Source organism: Collimonas silvisoli (assembly GCF_018305005.1).
GTDB classification, from domain to species: domain Bacteria; phylum Pseudomonadota; class Gammaproteobacteria; order Burkholderiales; family Burkholderiaceae_D; genus Collimonas; species Collimonas silvisoli.
On sequence record NZ_JAGQEG010000037.1, the window covers coordinates 1 to 22480 of the forward strand.

Here is a 22480-nt window from a genome sequence, read left to right on the forward strand (position 1 = left end):
TTCCTGATGCGTTTGGCTTCGCCATACTGCAGCAAGTGCTCCGATTCTGCCGCAAAACCGACACAGTAAGGCGCTTTCGGCAATGCTGCAACTGTTGCCAGAATATCCGGGTTTTGTTCGAACACTAATTCGGGCGCGCTGCCGTCGGCATTTTTTTTCAATTTCTGCGGGCTGGCGTTGGCTACGCGCCAGTCGGCCACTGCCGCCACGGCGACGAAGATATCGGTGCCAGCGCCGGCGCCATCGGCGGCCAGTTGCGCCATCACGATATCGTGCATTTGCTGCGCGGTCTGGACGCTGATGCGGCGCACGCCGTAGGGTGTAGTGAGGGCGGTCGGGCCTGACACCAGGGTGACTTCCGCCCCGGCTTCGTAGGCTGCGCGGGCTACGGCGTACCCCATTTTTCCGGACGAAAGATTGGTGATGCCGCGTACCGGATCTATCGGTTCGAAAGTAGGGCCGGCGGTCAGCAGCACGCGCTTACCCTTGAGCAGCTTGGGTTGGAACGAAGCGATCACTTCGGCCAGCAACTGATCCGCTTCCAGCATGCGGCCCATGCCGATTTCGCCGCAAGCCTGTTCGCCGGCATCGGGGCCGAGCAACTGAACGCCGTCCGCCAGCAATTGCGCCAGATTGCGTTGGGTTGCCGGGTTTTGCCACATCTCGACATTCATTGCCGGTGCGGCCAGCAAAGGCAATGTGGCCGGGCGCGCTACGCACAGCGTCGACAATAAATCGTCGCAGGCGCCGTGCGCCAGCTTGAAGATGAAATCGGCGGAGCAGGGCGCGATGACGATGGCGTCGGCGTCGCGCGTCAGATCGATGTGCGGCATGTTGTTGCCGATGCGCGCATCCCATTGATCGGTAAATACCGGCTTGCCGGACAAGCCTTGCATGGTGACCGGGGTAATGAATTGCATCGCCGCCGCAGTCATCACGACCTGCACCGAAGCGCCGGCCTTGATCAGTGCGCGCGTGAATTCCGCCGCCTTGTAGCAGGCGATGCCGCCGGTCAGTCCCAGCACGATTTTTTTACCAGCGAGATCCATGGTTACTCCTGGAAGGAAAGGGGGCGCTGTGTCGCTTATGTATTTCGCTTGTGTGTTTATCAATTACTTATTCACGCGACGCAACTCGTCAATCACAAACAATACCGCACCGACGCAAATCGCGCTATCGGCGATATTGAAAGCAGGCCAGTGCCAGTTACGCACATAGAAGTCGAGAAAATCGATCACGTGGCCGTAGGCGATGCGGTCAACCACATTGCCGATGGCGCCGCCCAGTATCAACGCCAGCGCGGTGCAAAACATGCGTTGCCCGGCATGGCGTTTCAGCAGAAAAGTAATGAACAGCGCGGCAGCGATGCCGAGTCCGGTGAACAGATAACGCTGCCAGCCCGATTCGGTAGACAGAAAGCTGAACGCGGCGCCTTTGTTATATATCAGCACCAGATTGAAAAACGAGGTCACCGCTTGCGATTCGCCATAGCTGAACAGGCGCACGACGGTGATCTTGGTGAGCTGATCGATCAGCAGCACCAAGGCGGCGATGGCAAGCCATGGCGCCAGGCCGTATTTGGAGGAAGATGAAGAAAAAGATGAGGATGCAGCGCGTTTTTTAGTGGCCATATGGGTTTATCTGTTCTCGGCAGAGTGGCAAAAAAGTGCGCAGCTCGCGACATCGTGCCAGGACGAGTGCCAACTGCGCATGATCAACTTGCGTATGACTGATTTACTTCAGCGGCTCAGGCGAAATGCCGATCTTCTCCGTTGCCGAATAAATTGGCAACGCAGCGTCCGCACAAGCCCGGATGTTCCGGATGGCTGCCGACATCGGCCCGATAGTGCCAGCAGCGTTCGCATTTTTGCTGCGCCGACGGCGTCACCAGGATCGCTTCTTCCGCTTCTGTCGCTACTTCAGACACCGTTGCGCTGGAGGTGATCAAGACAAATTTCAGGTCGTCGCCCAGGCTGTTGAGCAATGCATATTTTTCGGGACCAGCCTTGATCTCGACTTCTGCCTGCAGCGAAGAACCGATGCCGCCCGCCACCCGCACTTCTTCCAGTTGCTTGGTGACGTCGGCGCGCACGGCGCGCACGGCGCTGAATTTTTCGATCAGGGCCGCGGCGCCGCTGATTTCCGGCAGCGTGTAATAGGTCTGGGTGAAAATGGTTTCGTCGCTGGCCGCAAAAGCTTCCGGGCTGGCGAAGAACGACCAGGCCTCTTCCGCCGTGAACGACAGCGTCGGCGCCATCACCCGCAACAGCGCCTGGGTGATGTGCCAGATCGCGGTTTGCGCTGAACGTCGCGCCGGCGAGTTGACGCCGCTGGTGTACAGACGATCTTTCAAGATGTCGAGATAGAAGCCGCCCAAGTCTTCCGAGCAGTACATCTGCAGTTTCGAGATCACCGGATGGAATTCGTAAGTCTCGTAATGCTGCAGGATGTCGGCTTGCAGCTGCGCCATGCTGGCGATCGCATAACGATCGATTTCCAGCAGATCGGCGATCGGCACCGCATCCTTCAAAGGATCGAAGTCGGAAGTATTCGCCAGCAGGAAGCGCAGGGTGTTGCGGATGCGGCGATACGATTCGGTGACCCGTTTCAGGATCTCGTCGGAGATCGTGATCTCACCCGAATAATCGCTGGCCGCCACCCACAAGCGCAGGATTTCCGCGCCCAGCGAGTCCGCCACCTTTTGCGGTTCGACGCCGTTCTTCAGCGACTTCGACATCTTGCGGCCTTCGCCATCGACCACGAAACCATGTGTCAGCAGCGCGTTATACGGCGCTCGGCCATTCAGCATGGCCGAGGTCAGCAAGGAAGAATGGAACCAGCCGCGATGCTGGTCCGAACCTTCCAGATACAGGTCGGCAGGGAATTGCGACTGGCTGGCGTGGGAGCCGCGCAATACCGTCTGATGGGTAGAGCCGGAATCGAACCAGACATCCAGCGTGTCTTTGTTCTTGATGTAATTGACGGTGTCGTCGCCCAGCAATTCTTTCGGATCCAGCGCCTGCCAGGCTTCGATCCCGCTTTGCTCGACGCGCTGGGCGATTTGCTCCAGCAATTCCGGCGTGCGCGGATGCAGCTGGCCGGTTTCCTTGTGCACGAAGAACGCCATCGGCACACCCCATTGGCGTTGCCGCGACAAAGTCCAGTCAGGACGGTTGGCGATCATGCCATGCAGGCGCGCCTTGCCCCAGCTAGGGAAGAACGCGGTATCTTCAATCGCTTGCAGCGCAGTGCTGCGCAGGCTCGGGTGGCCATCCTTAGGCAGCTTGTCCATGCTGGCGAACCACTGCGAAGTGGCGCGATAGACGATCGGTGTCTTATGCCGCCAGCAATGCATATAGCTGTGATCGAACATGACCAGCTTGAACAGCGCGCCGGCTTCTTCCAGCTTGCCGCAGATCGGCTTGGAAGCTTCCCAGATGGTCATGCCGGCAAAGAACGGCAGCCAGGAGGCGAACTTGCCATCGCCCATGACTGGACTGATGATGTCGTCGTCCTTCATGCCATGCGCTTTGCAAGAGATAAAGTCTTCGATACCGTAGGCTGGCGCCGAGTGGACGATGCCGGTGCCGCTGTCGGTGGTGACGTAATCGCCCAGATAGACCGGCGACAGGCGGTCGTAACCCGCATCGGCGGCGGCCAGCGGATGTTTGAAATTGATCAGCGACAGCGCTTCGCCTTTGCAGCTGGCGATGATCTTGCCTTCCAGGCCGAAACGTCGCAGGCAGTCCTCGGCCAGGTCTTGCGCCAGGATCAGCAGCAAGGGCGCGCCGTTGCGCGCGGTCTGCACCAGCGCGTAGTCGATTTCAGGATGGACGTTGAGGGCCTGGTTGGATGGGATGGTCCACGGCGTGGTGGTCCAGATCACCACGTAGCCTTGCGTAGTCGGCAGCGCCGGCAGGCCGAATGCGGCAGCGATCTTTTCCGGTTCGGCAAACGGGAAACCGACGTCGATAGACGGATCGCGCTTGTCCTGGTATTCGACTTCAGCTTCAGCCAGAGCGGAACCGCAATCGAAGCACCAATTGACCGGCTTCAAGCCGCGATAAACATAACCCTTTTCCAGGATAGTGCCGAGCGCGCGCAGCTCGTCGGCCTCATTGCCGAAGGCCATGGTCTTGTATGGATTGTCCCATTCGCCCAGCACACCGAGGCGGATAAAGTCTTTCCGTTGCAGATCGATCTGTTCGTTCGCGTAAGCACGCGCCTTGGCTTGCACTTCCGCCACCGGCAGGTTCTTGCCATATTTTTTTTCGATCTGGATTTCGATCGGCATGCCGTGGCAATCCCAGCCTGGCACGTAAGGCGCATCGAAGCCGGCCATGTTGCGGGCCTTGACGATCATGTCCTTGAGGATCTTGTTGACGGCGTGGCCCAGATGGATTTCGCCGTTGGCATACGGCGGGCCGTCATGCAGGATGAATTTCGGGCGGCCCTTGGAGGCTTTGCGAATCCGTTCGTAGACTTTCTTTTCCTGCCACTGCTTGACCCATTGCGGCTCGCGCTTGGCCAGATCGCCGCGCATCGGGAACGGCGTTTCGGTCATGTTGACCGGATACTTGCTTTGCGGCTTTGCGGCCTTGTTGTTTTCTGGTTTGCTGGTCTGATCGGACATAGTTTTCTTCAATGGAATTCAGTGGAGCCAGGCGCCGGCAGAGCGCGTTGGGCTGGCGTTGTTAAGGTAACAGCGAGGGCGCAGCGTCAAATTCGGTCTGTAGCAGAAGTTGGCACATGAGCCGCTGCAGCAGCTTGCTGGCGGAAATATTCACGTGCATTGCTGACATCACGCGCAATCGCGGCAGTCAAGGTCGGCAAATCGACATATTTCTCTTCGTCGCGCAGCTTTTGCAAAAACTCAACCCTTATCAGTTTGCCGTAGCAATCGCCGGCAAAGTCGAGAATATAACTTTCCAGCAGCACCCGGCCGCTGTCGTCCACTGTAGGGCGGATACCGATGCTGGCCACCGCCGGCAAAGGCTGTTCGGCCAAGCCATGTACTTTAACGGTGAAAATGCCGGACAAGGCCGGTAGCTTATGGCTGACGCGCAGATTCAAGGTTGGGAAACCGATGGTGCGGCCGAGTTTCTTGCCATGCACCACATGTCCCGAGATGGCATACGGATGGCCCAGCAATGCCCTTGCATGGCTGAAATCGCCGGCCGCCAGCGCAGCACGCACAGCCGACGACGATACCCGCGCGCCGTCATTCATGACGGTCGGCAGGGTCTCGACATGGAAGCCGTACTTTTTGCCCGCCTCGATCAGGGTGGCGATATTGCCGGCGCGGCGGGCGCCAAAGCAAAAATCTTCGCCCACCATCAGCCATTTCACGTGCAAGCCTTCAACCAGTACTTTCTCAATGAAATCCTGGGGCGACATGGCGGCAAAACTAGCGTTGAAATGTTCGACGATCACGCGATCGATGCCGGTCTGCGACAGCGACTGCAGCTTGTCGCGCAGGTTGGCGACGCGGGTCGGCATATTGCCTGGTTGTCCGGCGCGTTGCGCAAAAAATTCGCGCGGGTGCGGCTCGAACGTCATCACCGCCGCATCCAGCCCCAGTTCCGTGGCGGCCTTGCGGACGTGCGCGAGCAGCACCTGGTGGCCGCGATGCACGCCATCGAAGTTGCCGATAGTAAGCGCGCAAGGGGCGCGCGATTCGGCGTTGGGAAGTCCGCGAAATACCTTCATTGAAGTGACCGGAATATTTATTGCAAAAACCTTGGATTATAAATGCTTTCGGCGTTTTCCCCCTGCCCAGAACTCGAACTGCAGCGGATTGCACGGCTTTAAATTGATAAAACAGCTATTTTTGATTGAAATTTGGATAATGATTCACGCATTGATGAATGATAACGCCAAAAAAAATCGCCCTTGAGGGCGATTTCCTTTAAACAGTTAAACCTCAGCTAATTTAAACCTGCTTGTTGCCGCCCAGCAGACCACCCAGCAAGCCGCCCAGATCCAGGCCGCCGGCAGGCGCAGTGGCGTTGCCTTGTGGTGTCAGTTTGTCGACCAAGCCAGGCAGGATCTCCGACAGGTGGCCGGCTGCTTCGCTCGGCGAAATGCCGGCCGCTTGCGCCAGTTCCTCCAGATGGCCGCCGCCCAGTGCTTGTTGCACCTGATCCGGCGTGATCGCCTGATTCTGTCCATTGTTCACCCATGACTGGGCAATCTGGCCAAGGCCAGCGCCTTCAAACGCGCTGAGCAAACCGCCCAGGCCGCCGGCAGCGCCGCCCGCGCCTTGTTTGGTCAGCAAGCCGATTGCAGCCTGGATCAACAGGGCTTTCGGATCGTTCGCTTGCTGTTGGCCGCCGCCGATTGCGCCAAGTACCGAATCCAGCAATCCCATAATATTCTCCTGAGTAAATAATGCGTAATAAAACGTCAGCCATCAAGGCAAGTTGTTACTTCGTAGGCGAAGCAGTTGAAAGGATTAATCTTACAACGCGGCAAGAGCTTTGAGTAGTTGTGCAACTGAAAACGATTGTGTCTTGAGAGCGCTTACCATTCTAGCCAGGGGTTTTTAATTTTGCTTAGAACAAATTGTAGGATCGATAGAGGCAAAGCCGGGCCTGCCGAGTCTACATTTCGCCCCAGACAGCATTGATCGCCGCCAGCGCCGCCAGGCCGGCGGTTTCGGTGCGCAGAATCCGTGGCCCCATCGATAACATCAGCGCGCCCTGGCTACAGGCCAGATTCTCTTCCGCCTCTGTGAATCCGCCTTCCGGGCCGATCAGCAGCGCCAATGCTTGCGGCGGATGATGGCGCGCCCAGTCCGACAGCGATTGCTCGCCGCGTGGCGACAGCAGAATGCGTTTATGCAAATCCTGTTGCTGGGTCCAATCGTTGAAAGGGCTGAGAATGGAGAGGGTGGGCAGGCGATTGCGCCCGCTTTGTTCGGCAGCGGCGATGATTACCGCTTGCCAGTGGTTTTGCTTTTTCTCGGCGCGTTCGCTGTTGAGGCGGACCACACAGCGCTGTGCCGCTAACGGTTGAATCGCAGCGACACCGAGTTCGACAGCTTTTTCGATGATCCAATCCAGTTTCGATGATTCCGGCAAAGCCTGGGCCAGCGTGATCGCATACGGCAGCTCAGCCTCGCGCGGCGAAAAGGTCTTGATCTCGACGCTGACGCGCTTTTTTTCGATGCTGCTGATGGTCGCGGTGTATTCGCCGCCTTCGCCGTTGAACAAGGTAATCGGCGCGGCCGGCCCTAGCCGCAGTACCAGCAGGTGATGGGCGACTGCTTCCGGTAAAACCAGTAGCTGGCCGATTTCGAGCGGGGTGGAAACGTAAAAACGAGGCATGGAATGAAAAAATCCTTAATCAGTAAGTCATGCAGGCAGCATTCAGCAAGCCCAGGCCAAGACTGACTGTACCAAGAAAGATGCCGGATGCGATTTTGTTTTCAGGAATATCTTCCAACAGCGTAGGTAACAATAGCTTGACGATCAAGAAGGCCAGCAACTGCACTACGAGCGCCACCATTCCCCACACCAGCATATCCAACAGGCTGACGCTATTTGAAATGGCGGAAGCCAGGGCCACGATATAACCCAGCAGAGCACCGGCCAGGCTGGCAGCAGCAGTGTGATTGCCTGCACGGATCAAGCGTAGCTCGTGGTAGGGCGTGATAAAAATGTAGACCACAAAAAATACCGCCACCAACAGTAGCGCTAAGCCGAAGTGGGATAAGAAGGCTGGCAGGCCGATGGGTAAAAAGCTCATAGGGTCAGTGCTCCTGATAACTGGGGTAACTTGCGTCGTTCAAGTTTGCGGATCGATCGTCAGTCGACAAAATAATGCGGTACAAAGCGGCTGGTATCTTTGGTAATCAGCGATACGTCTTCGCGGATGCCGATGCCGGCCGGAGCATCGCCTACCACCCACGAGCCGATTGAAGTGTAGGCCGGCGTAATGCCATCGTCGAATTTCGGCTGCGGCGCGAAAGCCTGATAGATATAACCCTCGGCGCCGTATTGCCCTGGCTGATGGTGGACTTCGCCGCCGGCATAGATCGTGATGTTTTCACCTTCGCGCGAGTACAACGGCTTTTTGACGAAGTCGCCGCTGATACGCCAGGCGTCGAAGAAAGCCGGCAGCAGGTTAGGATGGCCGGGAAATAATTCCCACAGCACGGGCAGGATGGCCTTGTTGGACAACACCATCTTCCAGGCCGGTTCGATCAGGCGCAGCGGGCGCGCCAGCAGGTGTTCGGCAAATGCCTCGCGGCACAGCCATTCCCACGGATAGAGCTTGAACAGATTGGCTATCTTCAGATCGAAATCGTCGACAAACTCGGCATGCTGCTCGTCCCAGCCGATATTTTCTATCGCCAGCTGTTTGGTGGCGAAGCCGGCCTGGATCGCGGTATCGCGCAGATAGGCCAGGTTGCCTTCATCTTCTTCATGGCCGCCGATGCAGGCAAAGTGCAGCAAGCCCTTGCAGCGATGGTCGCTGGCCAGAGTCTGCCACCGGGCGATCAATTTTTCGTGGATCGAGTTGAATTGATCGGCTTGCGGGAATACGTCTTGCAGCCAATACCATTGCGCTACGCTGGATTCGACCAGGCCGGTCGGCGTATCTGCGTTGTACTCCAGCATTTTGGGCGGATTGTGCCCGTCCCACGACAGGTCGAAGCGTCCGTACAGGGAAAATTCTTTTTCGCGCCAGCTTTCTTCAACCAGCGCCCAGAACGGCTGCGGAATGGCGAACTGTTCCAGCCGCTCGTGCGCGATCACATGTTCGACCGCTTGCAAAGCCATCTGATGCAATTCGCTGGTGGCGTCTTCGACCGCATCGATTTGCGCCGCAGTGAAGCGATAGGCATAGCGCTCATCCCAATACAAATCGTCAATCGAGTGATAGCTGAAGCCAAGCGATTCGAATTGCGCCTGCCAGTTGGCGCGTGGAGTCAGGTTTTCGCGGATCATATGAACCCTAACCGCCGGCGGAAGAAATGTGCGCGCCGCCGAAACCGCCGCGCGACACGCTGCGGCCGACCGAGTGATTGCTGCTTTCGCCGCCCGCCAGGCCAAAGCTGTTGCCGCCGCTGCGTGCACTGCGCTGGGCGCTTTCGCGGGCACCCTCGTCGTAGCTAGGACCGTAGTAGCGGCCATAGTAGCCGCTGTGACCGCCGCTGGAACCGGCGCCCGACGCAGGTTGGCAAAGCTCAGGACGCGCCCAGTCTTTCTTGCAATCTTCCTGGCTGGCGTATTCGTCGCGCGCTTGCCTGGGGCCGCAGCCTGCCAGTAGCGCCGATGCCGCCAGCACCAGTGGCACAGCGCGGCTCTTTCTCATTGGCGGAACGGCAGATTCCGTGGTTTGCTTCAAAAGACCGGTGGTTGGCAAGACGTTCTCCAAATCAGGCAACGATGAATTATTTGCAACAACAAACTAAGCGCCCAGATTCTGCACGAAATTGGGTAAGGCGAATAGTGCTGAATGGACATTTTCGTTGTAGTACTGGAGTCCGCCCACAGCTCTTTCCCTTAAGCGGCTTGCTATCGCATGGCTATCCGGCTGCAGCGGATCGAGACTGTCGCTGGCAATCGCCATTCCCCACAGCGCGCCATACAGCGGCACATGCACGGTATAGGGATGGACTTGGCTGAACACGCTGTTGAGACGCCGGCGCAGCAAAGCGAATCGTTGCGGATGGTGGAACGGGCTGCCCAGATGCATCACCAATGCGCCGCCTGGGTTGAGCAAGGCGCGGCAGGCATGCAGGAATTCCGAGGTATAGCAATCGGCTGCCAGCGCGCTGCCGTCCGCACCTTGCGGGTCGGTCAGGTCGAGTAGGATCAAGTCGTAACCCTGGCCTGCCGCGGCAGCGCTTGCCGCTTCCTGTACGTAGGCAAAACCGTCCCGGGCGATATGATGCAGCCGTGGATCGTCCAGCGCTCCCTGATGGATTTGTTGCAGGTGCAGACGCGCCAGCTGGATCACCATGGGATCGATTTCGCACAGCGTGATCTGTTCGATCGACGGATGCTTGAGCAGTTCTTCGCTGCTGCCGCCGTCGCCGCCGCCGATAATCAGGGCGCGGCGCGGGCCAGGATGGCTCAGCGCGGCCGGATGGACCAGGCATTCGTGATAGAAAAATTCATCGCGCTCCGATGTCATGAAAGCGCCGTCCAGCCGCATCACCTTGCCGAATTCCGCGGAATCGGCAATTTCTATGTGCTGGAAGGGCGACCGCATTTGAACCAGCGGCGGCGCCAGTTGCGTGCCATAAGCGGTATGTGGCGTGAGTTGCTCCAGCGCCAAGATCTGGCCGCTGGCGCCGGCGCCGCGCCGCAAGCGATGAGCTTGCCATTGGGCCGGTGCAAAGCTGGCGATCAGGGCATCCAGTAAACCGTTGGCCTTGGCGCTGTTATCTTCCGTGAAATTGCATACATACACATCCAGAGTCACTGCCTGGCGCTCAGGCCAGGTATGGATCGCCAGATGCGATTCGGCCAGCAGCAAGGCGCAGGTAACGCCGGCAGGGCTGCCGTCCGCGGTCTGGAACGGGTGGAATTTTTCACCGACGATAGTCAATCCTGAGCGCAGGGTTTGTTCCACTACAAACTGGCGCAATTTGACCGGATCGAGCAATAAGGCTGGGGCGCAGCGGCAGTCGTAACAGTCGGCCGTCAGATGTAGACCTTGCATGATGAAATCTGTGGAAAATGTTGCGGATAGATAGGTCGATATGAAAATCGCAATGAAATCATGCGATTCAGCTCCGATGCGATTGCACGTTTTATGCTGTGCGGCGGCATTTTACTGCCCCTTTACTGCCGCAGCACAGGGGGATAAGCGGGTTTGAACCGGAATCGGCTGCATTTTGGTAAAATATCGGCCTTTGTGGGCTGTACCGACGTACTTCGCGCCCGCCAACCAATTTTCAACCGTTGCCTACCTGCTCACACCATGACTTCCACTCTCCCGACTACCAAGATGGCCAATGCAATCCGTGCGCTGGCAATGGATGCTGTACAAAAAGCTAATTCCGGCCATCCCGGCATGCCGATGGGCATGGCGGAAATCGCAGTCGCCTTGTGGGCCAAGCACTACCGTCACAATCCAGCCAATCCGCATTGGTTCAATCGCGACCGGTTTGTGTTGTCGAACGGTCATGGTTCGATGTTGCAATATGCCTTGCTGCACCTGACCGGCTACGATCTGCCGATGGACGAGATCCGCAATTTCCGTCAGATGCATTCGAAGACGCCGGGCCATCCTGAAGTCGATGTCACGCCTGGCATAGAAACCACTACCGGCCCGCTGGGCCAGGGTTTGACCAATGCCGTCGGCATGGCTTTGGCGGAAAGATTGCTGGCAGCGGAATTCAATCGCTCGAACTTCCCTGTGGTTGACCATCACACCTACGCATTCGTCGGCGACGGCTGCCTGATGGAAGGCATTTCGCACGAGGCTTGCTCGCTGGCCGGCACATTGCGTCTGTCGAAACTGGTCGTGCTCTACGATGATAACGGTATCTCGATCGACGGTCATGTCGAAGGCTGGTTCAAGGATGACACCCCGAAGCGTTTCGAAGCCTACGGCTGGAACGTGATTCGCGCCGTCGACGGCCACAATGTGGAAGCCGTCAACGCTGCGATCCATCAAGCCAAATTGTCCGACAAGCCAACCCTGATCTGCTGCAAGACCGTGATCGGCAAGGGTTCGCCGAACCTGGCCGGCACTGACAAAGTGCATGGCGCCGCCCTGGGCGACAAGGAAATCGCCGCTGTGCGTGAAGCTTTGGGCTGGAATTACGCACCGTTTGAAATCCCAGTCGACGTTTATGCCGCATGGGACGCCAAGCCGCAAGGCAAGCAATTCGAAGGCGACTGGAATGCGCTGTTCGCCGGCTACGCTGCCGAATATCCGCAGCTGGCCAGCGAATTCACCCGCCGCATGAAGGGCGAGCTGCCAGGCAATTTCGAAAAAACCGTGAGCGACTACATCGCTAGCTGCGTCGAAAAGAAAGAAACCATTGCCACCCGCAAGGCCAGTCAAAACGCGATCCAGGCGTTGGCGCCGGTGCTGCCGGAATTCCTCGGCGGTTCGGCCGACCTGACCGGCTCCAACCTGACCAACTGGAAAGAGTGCGTGGCGGTACGCGCTGACCAGCCGGGCAACCATATCAATTACGGCGTGCGCGAATTCGGCATGAGCGCGATGATCAACGGTATCGCTTTGCATGGCGGCTACATCCCGTTCGGCGCGACTTTCCTAACCTTCTCCGATTACAGCCGCAATGCTTTGCGCATGGCGGCGCTGATGAAGATCCGTTCGATCTTCGTGTTCACCCATGACTCGATCGGCCTGGGCGAAGACGGCCCGACTCACCAATCGGTGGAACATGTTTCGAGCCTGCGTCTGATTCCGCAGCTGGATAACTGGCGTCCATGCGACACGGTTGAATCGGCAGTGGCATGGCAACAAGCGGTGCAGCGCAAGAACGCCCCAAGCACGCTGATTTTCTCGCGCCAGAATTTGCAGTACCAGGAACGCAATGCGGCGCAAATCGCCGACATCAAGCGCGGTGCTTATATTCTGAAGGACGCGGCCGACGCCAAGGCGATCCTGATCGCTACCGGTTCCGAAGTGGAACTGGCAATGCAGGCCGCGGCAGCGCTGGCGCAGGAAGGTATTGCAGTACGCGTGGTATCGATGCCTTGCGCCGATGTTTTCGACCGCCAGGGATCGGCGTATAAAGCCAGCGTATTGCAGCGCGGTTTGCCGCGTGTGGCGATCGAAGCCGGCGTCACTGCGTTCTGGCACAAATATGTCGGCCTGGAAGGCGCTGTGGTCGGTATCGATACATTCGGCGAATCGGCTCCGGCCGGCGTGTTGTTCAAACACTTCGGCTTCACCGTTGAAAACGTCGTCGCCAAGACCAAGTTGATACTGGCATGAATGTAAGAGAGGTAAAAAAAGCTAGAGGTCTCGACATCACCAACGTCGTTGGCGATGTCGTCATCCGCCGCGCCACCGTCGCCGATGCGGGAGTGATCGCAGCGGTACGCATCGATAGCTGGCGCACCACCTACCGCGGCATTATTCCGGATGACTATCTGGATGGCATGAAGATCGAAGACAGCACCGCCATCTGGAGCCGCATCCTGTCGGCGACGTCGAGTGCGGCCAATGTGTTTGTGGCCGAAGTCGACGGCGAGGTGCTGGGTTTTGCGGCCGGCATGACACTCGCCGAAGCCAAGCTCGGCTACGATTCCGAGCTGACCGCGATCTATCTGGAGCCGTCGGTGCAGCGGGCCGGCATCGGCCGCCGTCTGGTGGCGCATGTGGCGGCCACGCTGGCCAGCGCCGGCGCCAATAACATGCTGGTATGGGTGCTGGCGGAAAATCGCCAAGCCCGGCAGTTCTACGAAATGCTGGGCGCTGAACTGCTGGTCGAACAGCCGTTCAGCTGGGATGGTTTGGATTTGCAGGAAGCCGGCTACGGTTGGCGTACCATCAGGACTTAAAGGGGCCTCGAGAAACCGTAGCGAGCGGCGCAAGGTCGGCAGGAGAAGCGCAGCCGTACGAACGTACGGTGAGCATCGCAGTGCCGAGATTGCGTCGCGTAGTAGGTTTTTCGAGGTCCCCATTGCAGCAAATTTATTGTTGATACCTTAGGAGAAAACCATGACTATTCGCGTCGCCATCAATGGCTATGGCCGCATCGGCCGCAACATCCTTCGCGCCCATTACGAAGGCGGCAAAAAGCATGACATCGAGATCGTTGCCATCAACGACCTCGGCGACTCAAAAACCAATGCCCACCTGACCCAGTACGATACTGCCCACGGCAAGTTCCCTGGCACCGTGACTGTCGACGGCGATTTCATTGTGGTCAACGGCGATCGCATCAAGGTATTGGCGCAACGTAACCCGGCCGAACTGCCATGGGGCGAGCTGGGCGTTGACGTCGTGCTGGAATGCACCGGCTTCTTCACCACCAAGGAAAAAGCCAGCGCCCATATCAAGGGCGGCGCCAAGAAAGTCATCATTTCCGCGCCGGGCGGCAAGGACGTCGACGCTACTGTCGTCTTCGGCGTCAACCACGGCGTGCTGAAAGCCAGCGATACCGTCATCTCCAACGCTTCTTGCACCACCAACTGCCTGGCGCCGCTGGTCAAGCCGCTGAATGACAAGATCGGCGTGTTGAACGGCTTGATGACAACCGTCCACTCCTACACCAACGACCAGGTGCTGACCGATGTTTATCACGAAGACCTGCGCCGCGCCCGTTCCGCCACCATGAGCATGATCCCGGCCAAGACCGGTGCTGCTGCGGCGGTTGGCCTGGTGTTGCCGGAACTGAACGGCAAGCTGGACGGTTTTGCGATTCGCGTGCCTACCATCAACGTTTCGCTGGTCGACCTGTCGTTCGTCGCTGCACGCGACACCACTGTCGATGAAGTCAACGCGATCATGAAAGATGCATCGGAAAACGGCGCATTGAAGGGTTTGCTGACTTACAACGTAGAGCCGCTGGTTTCGGTCGATTTCAACCACAATCCGGCTTCGTCGAACTTTGACTCCACGCTGACCAAGGTTTCCGGCCGTCTGGTAAAAGTGTCGAGCTGGTACGACAACGAGTGGGGTTTCTCGAACCGCATGCTGGACACTACGGTTGCACTGGTTAACGCCAAGTAAGTTGCAAATCGGTAGTAAAAAACGCCCCGCTGGCCGGGGCGTTTTTTTTGCCGCCATATTCCTGGCTGCTTGCGCTCGGCTCCGGGCTGATCTGGTCTGGGGTATAGTGAGTTGGTGACGATTGATTCAACTCAATTGAGGGGCCGACATGACAAGCACTGAAGATAGCCAAGGCGATTTCGAAACGATTGCCCGTTCAACGGTACCTTCCGATCTGGAAATCATCAAGGCTCTGCTGGAGTCTGAGAGGATACCGGCGTTTATCGTCGACGGCGGCATCAACCAGGTATATTCCCTGATTGCGGTGGCTACCGGTGGTGCGCGGCTGCAAGTGGCGTCCAGGCACGTCGAGGCGGCCAGGCAGATCCTGACGGCTTTCGAGGCCGGTCAGCTGGCGCTGGACGACGACGTTGATGTCGCTGACGAAGAGCCCGATCCAGCCCCGGATAAGCGCAGAAGCCGTGCCTTTGGCGCCGCTATATTGGTATTTCTGGGCGGCGGCTGAACCTCAGTATTTCATGCTCCCGCGATCCTGAAAGTCTCGGCCCACAATTGTTTCACCACTGAGATTTCGATGGCTATGCGGGTTGCCGTCACCCGCGCTCTTTCTTCTCCCTGCAAGCGGCCTTGATGCTGCAATTTGCGGAAAGTCCGGTAAGCGTCGGCCACCGCGTTGGCCAACACTGCATCAATCAAGCCCAATTCTCCGCACAGTTTCAGCAAGGCGATATTGCCGATATCCGCAGTCAGTTGCGGGTAGGCGGCGGCATGCCGCAAGATCAGGAATTGCACCAGGAATTCGATATCGATCATGCCGCCGGCATCGTGCTTGAGATCGAAACGATCGCTGCGGTTCGGATGGGCGTCGCGCATTTTCTGGCGCATTTCCAGCACTTCGCGTTGCAGCTGTTCGGCGTCGCGCACTTGGCGCAATACTTCCACGCGTAAGGTTTCGAAGCGTTCTCCTATAGCCGCGTCGCCGGCGCAGAAGCGGGCCCGGGTCAGAGCCTGGTGCTCCCACAGCCAGGCTGATTCGCGCTGGTATTTTTCGAATTTGCCGAACGAAGACACCAGCAGGCCGCTGGCGCCGTCGGGGCGCAGGGCAATATCGATATCGAACAAAATACCGGCCGGCGTATGGCTGGTCATCCAGGTAATGAAACGCTGCGCCAGCTTGGCGTAGAGGGCGGGGCCGTCCTGGTCGTCATCTTCATACAGGAACACCACATCCAGATCGGAGACATAACCGAGTTCCTTGCCGCCCAGTTTGCCGTAGGCGATGACGGTGAAGCGCGGCGTTTCGCGATGGCGGCCCGGCATCATGTTCCAGATGGCTTGCACCGTGGCGGCCACCAGGATGTCGGCCAGGATCGACAAGTGATCAGCCAGCGCTTCGATGCTGAGCATGCCTTCCAGATCCTGCGCCAGCAGGCGGAACTGTTGCGCATGATGCATTTCGCGCAGCATATCCATCTGGCGTTCGGTATCGCCGGGGGCCGTTTCAAGCTGACGCCGGCATTCCTGGGCGAATAGCGGCCAGTCCGGCGCTGCGTTCAGGCTGCGCGGATCCAGCAGTTCATCCAGCAGGATAGGGTGCTGGGTCAGGTATTTGGCGGCCCAGTCGCTGGCGCTGATCATGCGGATCACGCGGTGCAGGGTGGCCGGATATTCGGTCAGCAGCGCCAGGTAGGCGGCGCGGCGTGCAATCGCCTCCAGAAAATCCAGCAAGCGGTTGAGGGTAGGCAGGTGGCGTTCGGGCTCGGGAATGGCGGCAACCGCCGGCAACGCGGCATTGACCAGGGCCAGCAGGCGCGTGCGGCTGGCTACCGGCAGGTTTTGCACCCGCGTCGATTGCCAGGTGGTGGCGAGCCGCTGCGCTGCCGCCGAGGCATCGGAGAAGCCGCAATGCGTCAATACCAGGGCAATCGTTTCGCGGCTGTCGGTTTCGCTTAGCGTATGCAGCACATTGTCGCAGTCGTCCCAGTCTTTCTGGCTGGGGCTGCCATGCTGTTTATCCTTGAAGATGTCGTCGAACTGGGCGTCGACCAGGGTGCGATGCCGGTCGAGCACTTGCATCAATGAGGGCACATCGGCAAAACCCATGGTCTGGGCGATGATCAGGCAATCCGCCTCATTGGTGGGGAAAGTATGGGTTTGCGCATCGTCCAGGTATTGCAGGCGGTGTTCCAGATTGCGCAGGAAATCATAGGCTGCCAGCAATTTATCCACCACCTCGGCGTCCAGCAGGTTTTTAGCGGCCAGGGTGCGGAGCGTGGCACGGGTGGAGCGATCCCGCAAATCGTAATCGCGGCCGCCGCGGATGAGCTGGAACACTTGCGCCAGGAACTCGATTTCACGGATCCCGCCGCGTCCCAGCTTGACGTTGTTGCTGCGCTCCGGATGCAGCGCTTCCAGGCGTTTTACTTCTGTGCGGATTTGCGCATGCATGGAGCGCATGGCGTCGATCGAGCCGTAATCCAGGTAACGCCGGAACACGAACGGCCGGCTGATGTTTTCCAGGATGGCGATGTCATCCGGACGGCCAGTCAAGGCGCGCGCTTTGCACCAGGCATAGCGCTCCCATTCCCGGCCCTGGGTCACCAGATAGGTTTCGACCATATTGAAGCTGGCGACCAGCGGCCCCGAGGCGCCATTCGGCCGCAGCGCCATGTCGACCCGGAAGGTGAAGCCGTCTTCGGTGATCTCAGACAGCGCGCCGATCAGTTTTTTGCCGAGCCGGGTAAAGAATTCATGGTTCGACAGCGAGCGCTGGCCGGCGTTGGTGGTTTGCGTGTCGCCATCTTCCGCATAGGTGAAAATCAGGTCGATATCGGAAGAAACATTGAGTTCGCAGCCGCCCAGCTTGCCCATGCCTAGCACGATCAGCTCCTGCGGCTGGCCCGACTCCTCGCCCAGCGGCGTACCGTACAGAGCCACCATGTCGGCAGTTAGCGCAGCCAGGTGAGTTTGCACCGCAAATTCGGCGAAGCTGGTGACCGCGCTAACCACTTCGTCCAGATCGGCCAGCCCGCGCAAATCGCGTTCGATCAGGGTGCACACCAGCAGGTTGCGCAGGCGGCGCATGGCGCGCGGCAGAGGCATGCCGGCATCTGTTTCTTTTTGTAACAATTGCCTGAGCAGCATCGGGCTGACGGTTAATCTTGTTGCCGGCTCGGCCAACTCTGCGATCCGTCCGGCGCGTCCGGCTTCGGCATTGACCCAGCGTGAAAAATAGCGTGAGGCGGCGGTACTGTTTAATAAGGATGGAGTCACAGGGGTAGGGGCACGGATTTAAAGGGGCATTGGCGCAAAATTCAAAGAAAATGGGAAGCTGATCCACGGCCTTTTTGTTTTTTTAGCTAAACGTATGCTGATCCATGCGAACATATGGTCTGGCAGCTAGTCGAACATCAACAGCTTGCCAATCTGGAATCGATCAGATGCAGCCGATTTATTTTACTTCCTATCCCTGGTCAGTTGGGGGCAGAGTGCAGAGTAATTCGCCGCAACTTTGGTTTGGCGGCTCCTGAACTCTGTCTCACAATGATTAATTTTACCCATTCTGATTGATGTTGGAAGAACAAGCAAAAATTCCGCCGCCGGCTAGCAAGCTTGCCATTTGCTGGCGCGCCGGAATTGCCACTTACAGACACCTTAACCTGGTTACCCACCATCTGCTGGGGGCCTTGTTGACGTTGTTGGTCGTGGCGTATTTCCTGTTTTGCGGACTGTTCCTCGGTTTGCGTTATGTGGTGTTGCCGAATGTCGGCTACTACAAGGCGGAGGTCGAGCAGGTCGTCAGCAAGGCGGTGGGCAACCCGATTTCGATAGGCGAGATCCAGGCGTCCTGGCATGGTTTGCAACCGCATCTGGTGCTGGATAACGTTGTGGTCCACGATAAAAGCGGCCGGCCGGCGCTGACTTTGCCGCAGGTGGCGGCCACTGTTTCCTGGCGTTCGGCGCTGGTGGGCGGCGTCAGGCTGGCTACGCTGGAGATCGACAAGCCCGACCTGCAAGTCGAGCGCGACGCTCAAGGCAATCTGTTCGTCGCCGGCATTCTGGTCAATTCCAAACAAGAAAATGACGACGCTGGCGCCGAGTGGCTGTTGTCTCAGCGCAAGGTAGTGATTCGCAACGGTCAGCTGCGCTGGCGCGACAATCTGCGCAAGGCGCCGGAACTGACCCTGACCAATATCGATCTGGTGTTGCAGAATCGCTGGCGCCGCCACCAATTGTCGGTACGGGCGACCCCGCCGGCATCGTTTGCGGCGCCGCTGGATGTGAGAGCGAATTTTGTTCACCCGGTATTCAGCCGCAAGATCACTGATGTCAAGCGTTGGACCGGCACCCTTTACACTAATCTGCACGATACCGATCTGACGGTATGGAAGCCATATTTCGACTATCCCTTTGAAGTCAATCAAGGCAAGGGCGCGGTGCAAGCCTGGCTCAATCTGGATCATGCCAAGGTGCGCAACTTTACTGCCGATTTGCAACTGAAGGATCTGGCGGTGCGACTGCGGCCCGATTTGCAGCTGCTGGCGTTGGAAAATGTCAGCGGACGTGTCTCCGCACATGAAGAACTGGGGCCGGCGCCACAGGATGGCGCGCCGACCTTCGGCGCCAACGGCCATGCCGTCACGCTCACCGATTTTTCATTGAAAACGGCTGACGGCCTGAGTTTTCCGCGTACCACCATTAGCGAATCCTATCTGCCGGCGCAGGGCAAGCAAGCGGAAAAATACAGCTTGCAGGCCAAGCAACTGGATTTGCAGACACTGGCCAGCTTTGTCCAGCGCTTGCCCCTGACTGCGGCGCAAATCAAGATGATCAACGATTTCGCGCCACGCGGCCAGCTGCGCGATTTTGCCGCGCAATGGCAGGGCGCTTATCCGGCGATCGCGTCGTACAGCGCCAAAGGCAGCTTCGCCGGTTTGACCATCAATGCCCAGGCGCCGCGCGCGGCGCAGCCGAAGACGGCCAGCCAGCCGGCGCAAGCGGCGGTGCCGGGGATTCCCGGGATCGATAATCTGAGCGGCAGCATCAACGCCAACCAGGACGGCGGCAGCCTGAAGCTGGCGTCGGAAAAAATGCAGCTGAATTTGCCCGGCTATTTCGAGACGCCCTTGCTGCCTTTCGACAAGCTCGATATGCAGGCGCGTTGGAGTTTCCAGCAAAAGAACGTGCTGCTGCAAATCGATAGCATGAATTTTGTCCAGGACGGTCTGGCCGGATCGCTGTCGGGCAGCCACCTGTTGCCCTTGCAAGAGCGTCATGGCGTGGCGTTGGGGGTGATGGATTTTACTGGCAGCATCAGCGAGTTCGACCTGAAAAAGATCGGCAGTTATCTGCCGATACACACCCCTGAGCATTTACGCAGCTGGCTGGTCGGCGCACTCAAGGAAGGCAAGGCAAAGGACGTCGCGATCAGGATCAAGGGCGACCTGGCCGATTTCCCGTTCCGCACGGACTCAGCCAACGCCAAGCCCAAAGGCGAATTCAGCGTCGCCGGAAAAATCGAAAACGGCACGCTGGAATACGAGCCGGGCCATTTCGGCCAGGATGGCAAGCAGCCCTTGTGGCCCTTGCTGGAAAAGATAGAGGGCACGTTTGCACTGGATCGCACGCGTTTGCAGATCAAGGCCGCCACCGCGCAAACTTCAGCGGTGACGGTGAGCGATGTGACCGCGACGGTGCCTGACCTGTCATCGCATGACGAGATGCTGCTGATCGACGGCAGCGCCGCCGGCGCTTTGCAGAATTTTGTGCAGTTCACCAACAGTAGCCCGGTGCTGCACTGGATCGACGGTTTTACCAGCGAGTCGCAAGCCAAAGGCAACGCCAAGTTGCAATTGAATCTGCAAATACCGCTGTCCCATGGCTTCGATAGCAAAGTGACCGGCGCGCTGCAATTCCTGAACAACGACGTGGTCTTGCAAAAGATCATCCCGCCTATCGCCAACGCCACCGGCCAGCTTGAATTCAACGAAAAGGGCTTCAACCTGAATGGCGTCAAAGGCAGTTTGCTGGGCGGGCCGGTGCAAGCCAGCGGCGGCACCCAGGCCGATCGCCAGACCCTGATCAAGATTGAAGGCAGCGCCGGCGTGGACGGTTTGCGTGCTCTTTATCCAGGCGCAGCGATGCAAAAGCTGCTGTCGCACGCCAGCGGCAGCAGTCGTTACAACGCCACCGTTGCGATCCGCGATCACCATCCCGAGCTGGTGGTCGAATCCAGCATGCAAGGCATAGGCCTGGATTTTCCGGAACCCTTGCGCAAGAGCGCCAGCGAAATGATGCCGCTCAAATTCGAATGGCTGGGCATGGCTTCCGACGATACGGCAATGGCGCGTGACGAGCTCAAGCTGGCCTTGGGGTCGGCCATCGTTGCTCGTTATCAGCGGCAGAAACCGCTCAACAAGAATGTCGCCGAAAACGGCAAACTAGCCGACTGGAAAATACTGCGCGGCGGCATCGGCATCAATACCCCGGCGCCGGAACCGGACAGCGGCGTGGCGATCAATCTGAATGCCAAGACATTGAATCTCGACGCCTGGAACAACCTGGCTGGGGCATTGAGTGAGGATAGCGCTGTTAAAACCGGTGAAGAATCGTTGTCTGGCCTGGCGCAGTATGCCGATCCGAATCTGGTGTCGGCCCGGGCCAATCAGTTGATCTTGCTCGGTAAGACGCTGGACAACGTGGTGCTGGGCGCCTCGCATCAGAAAAACGCCTGGCAGGTCAACATCGATTCCAAGCAGGCTTCAGGCTACGTGACCTGGAGCGCATCGCCGTCGGGCCACGGCCTTGGCAAAGTCACTGCGCGTCTGTCGTCGCTGATCATTCCGCAAGGCGGCGAGTCGGATGTCGGCGAGGTGCTGGAAGGCAAAGGCGGCTCTACCCAGATTCCGGGGCTGGACATCGTCGCCGAGGATTTCCAGTTGCTCGGCAAGAAACTGGGACGGCTTGAGCTGAGCGCCAACAACGTGCGCGCCAATGTCGGCAACGAATGGCGCATCAATAAGTTGTCGATCAAGAATCCCGATGCGGAATTGAAGGCCGAGGGCAAATGGACCGCCGTCAACGGCGATAACACCACCAGCCTGACTTACGCCATGGATATCGCCGATGCCGGCAAGCTGCTGGACCGCTTCGGTTTTGCGCATGTGCTGCGCGCCGCCAAAGGACGCATGGATGGCGAGGTCAGCTGGAAGGGTTTGCCGTTCACCATGGATATTCCATCGCTGTCCGGCCAGCTGAACCTGGATATGGCGGCAGGCCAGTTCCTGAAAGTCGATCCCGGCGCCGCCAAGTTGCTGGGGGTCTTGAGTTTGCAGTCCTTGCCGCGCCGCCTGACCCTGGATTTCCGCGATATTTTCTCTGAGGGTTTCGCCTTCGATAGCGTGGTCGGCACTGCCTCGATCGCCCAGGGCAAGGCGCATACCGATAATTTCAAGATGCGCGGTGTGAGCGCCACGGTGTTGATGGACGGCGTCGCCGATATTGCCCGTGAAACCCAGGATCTGCATGTGGCGGTGCTGCCGGAAATCAATGCCGGCACGGCCTCGGTGGTGGCGCTGGCGATCAATCCGGTGATCGGCATCGGCACCTTCCTGGCGCAGTTGTTCTTGCGCGATCCGCTGATGAGAGCTTTCACCTTTGAATATAATATTACCGGCGGCTGGACCGATCCGGTCGTGACCAAGCTCGATCACAAGACCGAAGTGCCGGCAGCAACTACGCCTGATCTGTCGTCCGGCCGCTAAATTTATCACCTTAGTTATCGCCCCAGCGCAGGAGTTCAGAA

Annotated in this window: 16 protein-coding genes; 5 read left to right on the top strand and 11 right to left on the bottom strand. The window is 58.4% G+C overall.

Annotation, left to right across the window (positions count from 1 at the left end):
* The 10 genes from coaBC to speE all read right to left on the bottom strand — a co-directional run.
* Positions 1–1049 (bottom strand): bifunctional phosphopantothenoylcysteine decarboxylase/phosphopantothenate--cysteine ligase CoaBC (coaBC, locus tag KHU33_RS11935; protein WP_211463070.1); only part of this gene is annotated, 1049 nt, incomplete at its 3' end.
* Positions 1050–1112: 63 nt separating this feature from the next.
* Positions 1113–1631 (bottom strand): signal peptidase II, encoded by a 519-nt coding sequence (gene lspA, locus KHU33_RS11940; RefSeq protein ID WP_211463071.1) that lies wholly within the window; start codon positions 1629–1631, stop codon positions 1113–1115.
* Positions 1632–1747: 116 nt separating this feature from the next.
* Positions 1748–4633 carry an isoleucine--tRNA ligase gene (gene ileS, locus KHU33_RS11945; RefSeq protein WP_211463072.1) on the bottom strand — a complete coding sequence of 962 codons (2886 nt, stop codon included), beginning with the start codon at positions 4631–4633 and terminating at the stop codon, positions 1748–1750.
* Between the two features lie 86 nt (positions 4634–4719).
* Positions 4720–5709, bottom strand: a complete 990-nt coding sequence (locus tag KHU33_RS11950; RefSeq protein WP_211463073.1) for a bifunctional riboflavin kinase/FAD synthetase — start codon at positions 5707–5709, stop codon at positions 4720–4722.
* A 223-nt stretch (positions 5710–5932) separates the two neighbouring features.
* Positions 5933–6370, bottom strand: coding sequence for a YidB family protein (locus KHU33_RS11955; protein WP_211463074.1), 438 nt, complete (start codon positions 6368–6370; stop codon positions 5933–5935).
* Positions 6371–6602: 232 nt separating this feature from the next.
* A complete protein-coding gene (locus KHU33_RS11960) occupies positions 6603–7328 on the bottom strand; it encodes a 16S rRNA (uracil(1498)-N(3))-methyltransferase (RefSeq protein ID WP_211463075.1) in 726 nt (241 codons plus the stop codon).
* A 19-nt stretch (positions 7329–7347) separates the two neighbouring features.
* The gene (locus tag KHU33_RS11965) at positions 7348–7749 is read right to left on the bottom strand and encodes a DUF350 domain-containing protein (RefSeq protein WP_211463076.1); all 402 of its coding nucleotides are present in this window, start codon (positions 7747–7749) and stop codon (positions 7348–7350) included.
* A 59-nt stretch (positions 7750–7808) separates the two neighbouring features.
* Positions 7809–8954 carry a glutathionylspermidine synthase family protein gene (locus KHU33_RS11970; protein WP_211463077.1) on the bottom strand — a complete coding sequence of 382 codons (1146 nt, stop codon included), beginning with the start codon at positions 8952–8954 and terminating at the stop codon, positions 7809–7811.
* A gap of 7 nt (positions 8955–8961) precedes the next feature.
* Positions 8962–9321 (bottom strand): hypothetical protein, encoded by a 360-nt coding sequence (locus KHU33_RS11975; RefSeq protein WP_211463078.1) that lies wholly within the window; start codon positions 9319–9321, stop codon positions 8962–8964.
* Positions 9322–9417: 96 nt separating this feature from the next.
* Positions 9418–10677: a polyamine aminopropyltransferase gene (gene speE, locus KHU33_RS11980; protein WP_211463079.1), complete on the bottom strand. Its 1260-nt coding sequence runs from the start codon at positions 10675–10677 to the stop codon at positions 9418–9420.
* A gap of 261 nt (positions 10678–10938) precedes the next feature.
* On the opposite strand from speE, the gene tkt reads away from it, so the two are divergent.
* The 4 genes from tkt to KHU33_RS12000 all read left to right on the top strand — a co-directional run bounded on the left by tkt (position 10939) and on the right by KHU33_RS12000 (position 15181).
* Complete coding sequence (gene tkt, locus KHU33_RS11985; RefSeq protein WP_211463080.1) at positions 10939–12933, top strand: transketolase; 1995 nt, start codon at positions 10939–10941, stop codon at positions 12931–12933.
* The gene (locus KHU33_RS11990; RefSeq protein ID WP_211463081.1) at positions 12930–13502 is read left to right on the top strand and encodes a GNAT family N-acetyltransferase; all 573 of its coding nucleotides are present in this window, start codon (positions 12930–12932) and stop codon (positions 13500–13502) included. Before tkt ends, KHU33_RS11990 begins: the two co-directional genes overlap by 4 nt.
* 160 nt (positions 13503–13662) lie before the next feature.
* Complete coding sequence (gene gap, locus KHU33_RS11995; protein WP_014007231.1) at positions 13663–14676, top strand: type I glyceraldehyde-3-phosphate dehydrogenase; 1014 nt, start codon at positions 13663–13665, stop codon at positions 14674–14676.
* 148 nt (positions 14677–14824) lie between these two features.
* Positions 14825–15181 carry a putative signal transducing protein gene (locus KHU33_RS12000; RefSeq protein ID WP_211463083.1) on the top strand — a complete coding sequence of 119 codons (357 nt, stop codon included), beginning with the start codon at positions 14825–14827 and terminating at the stop codon, positions 15179–15181.
* A gap of 11 nt (positions 15182–15192) precedes the next feature.
* Here the strand turns inward: KHU33_RS12000 and glnE are convergent, their stop codons facing one another.
* The gene (gene glnE / locus KHU33_RS12005) at positions 15193–17949 is read right to left on the bottom strand and encodes a bifunctional [glutamate--ammonia ligase]-adenylyl-L-tyrosine phosphorylase/[glutamate--ammonia-ligase] adenylyltransferase (protein WP_211463085.1); all 2757 of its coding nucleotides are present in this window, start codon (positions 17947–17949) and stop codon (positions 15193–15195) included.
* A 296-nt stretch (positions 17950–18245) separates the two neighbouring features.
* Between glnE and KHU33_RS12010 the strand changes: the two genes are divergently transcribed.
* Complete coding sequence (locus tag KHU33_RS12010) at positions 18246–22439, top strand: YhdP family protein (protein WP_230414210.1); 4194 nt, start codon at positions 18246–18248, stop codon at positions 22437–22439.
* The last annotated feature ends 41 nt before the right edge of the window (positions 22440–22480 follow it).